The organism is Thermococcus sp. (assembly GCF_027066465.1).
GTDB lineage: Archaea > Methanobacteriota_B > Thermococci > Thermococcales > Thermococcaceae > Thermococcus.
Genome location: NZ_JAMONU010000153.1, coordinates 1 through 1517 on the forward strand (window position 1 = coordinate 1; position 1517 = coordinate 1517).

General features: G+C 54.4%; 4 protein-coding genes. 1 reads left to right on the top strand and 3 read right to left on the bottom strand.

What is annotated here, in order from left to right; translation table 11 throughout:
* Positions 1 to 438 (bottom strand): HD family hydrolase (locus MVK46_RS07335; RefSeq protein ID WP_297535980.1); only part of this gene is annotated, 438 nt, incomplete at its 3' end.
* Positions 439 to 440: 2 nt separating this feature from the next.
* On the bottom strand, positions 441 to 749 hold the full coding sequence (locus MVK46_RS07340; protein WP_297535981.1) for a GTP-binding protein: 309 nt from the start codon (positions 747 to 749) through the stop codon (positions 441 to 443).
* 50 nt (positions 750 to 799) lie between these two features.
* Between MVK46_RS07340 and MVK46_RS07345 the strand changes: the two genes are divergently transcribed.
* Positions 800 to 1357, top strand: coding sequence for an Era-like GTP-binding protein (locus MVK46_RS07345; RefSeq protein ID WP_297535982.1), 558 nt, complete (start codon positions 800 to 802; stop codon positions 1355 to 1357).
* Here MVK46_RS07345 and MVK46_RS07350 read toward each other — a convergent pair.
* Positions 1358 to 1517: YjbQ family protein (locus MVK46_RS07350; protein WP_297535983.1), on the bottom strand; the 160-nt coding region annotated here is incomplete at its 5' end.

Sequence of the window (1517 nt, forward strand, 5' to 3'; positions counted from 1 at the left end):
GAGGCCGGCCTTCTCGTACTCGTAAGCCTGAATCAGCATCTCCAGCCTATCGGCGAACTTCACGAGCCTTCCCTCTGTGCTCAGCTCCTCTTCATACTCACGCCAGAGTTTGAAGTACTCCTTCGGCTTTGGGGAGGAGAGCAACAGTTCCATAACCGCTTTCTTCTCGGCCTTGCCCTTATCGAGGTAGTACTGGGCCGTCTTCGGTATGTCAGTTATTCTCGCCTCGCCGACGTCGTGGAGGAGCGCTATCTTCAAGGCTTTCTCAATGTCGATTTCGACCCCCTTCGCCTTCAGCTCGTCCGCGAGGAAGAGCGTTATTAAAGCGACGCGGTAGCTGTGCTCGGCCACGCTCTCCGGGTTTGGGACGCCCCTGAGGAGCCAGCCTGTCCTTGGTAGCCTCTTGAGGTTGCCAAGCTCGATTAAGAGGTCGAGCATCACTACTCCTCCGTCGTGAAAATTGCTTTCCCGGTTTCGATGGCGGTAGCGATGATGGCGTCCCCAAGAAAGCGACCGTAAACTTTAACGGTGTCGCCCTTTCCTATGCACGGGCTCCCCGCGAAGTCAACCCTTATCCCGTGGATTTTAAACGTCGTCCTCCAACTCGGCAGTTCCATCGGCAGGAACTCGATGACAGGCTTGTCCTCGATTTCGCCTTCGAGGACAACGTTTTTGCCCCTCAACTTTCCGTCCAGCTCATCAGGTGTGACGGCGTAGTAATAGTGGTGGCCGAGCTTAACGCGCCTCATACTCATCACCTTTATTAGACTGACAACACACGAAAATTAAGGGTGATGACATGATAAAGGTTGCGATAATAGGTGCCGAGAACGTCGGCAAATCAACCCTCATGAACGCACTCATAGGAAAAAAGGTGAGCGAGGTCGAGGAGCTGCCGGGAACCACAAAGGGGATAATCCGAAGGCACTTTGGAAAGCTGAAGATACCCAAGGGCATGAAGAACCCCTTTGGAGGGGCAGACGAGTTCGTGCTCATAGACACGGCCGGCCTCTTCGACCCGAGGCTTGAGCTCCGCGGGAAGGTTTTGAGCGAGGAGAAGTTCAAAGAGCTCATAAACGAGATAGTCTCGGCGGACATAATAATCCACATGGTCGACGCGACCGTCGGCCTTCACAGGGGCATGGAGAAGCTCCACCACATGCTCAAGATGCGTTACGACAAGCCGATAATAGTAGTCATCAACAAGATTGACCTCGTTCCAAGGGAGCGCGTGGAGGAACTCAGGAAAATCATAAAGAAGAGGCTGGAGCAGGAGCCTTTAACTCTCTCATTGGTTACCTACGAGGGCTTCAACGAGCTCCTCGAGAGGATAGCCCACATGGCGATGTACGTCTAATCACTCCTCTGGCATCTCAGGGCAGGGGCAGACCATAACGTACACCTTTCTGTGCCTCGGCCCGTCGAGTTCCACGAAGAGAATCCGCTGCCACGTGCCGAGGTGAAGCTCGGCTTGGTCTATGGGAACGACAACCTCCGGGTTGAGGAAGATGCTGGCC

Excerpts from the sequence above, each read along its gene's own strand:
- MVK46_RS07345 (WP_297535982.1), top strand. The coding sequence starts at position 800 with ATGATAAAGGTTGCGATAATAGGTGCCGAGAACGTCGGCAAATCAACC.
- MVK46_RS07340 (WP_297535981.1), bottom strand. The coding sequence starts at position 749 with ATGAGGCGCGTTAAGCTCGGCCACCACTATTACTACGCCGTCACACCT.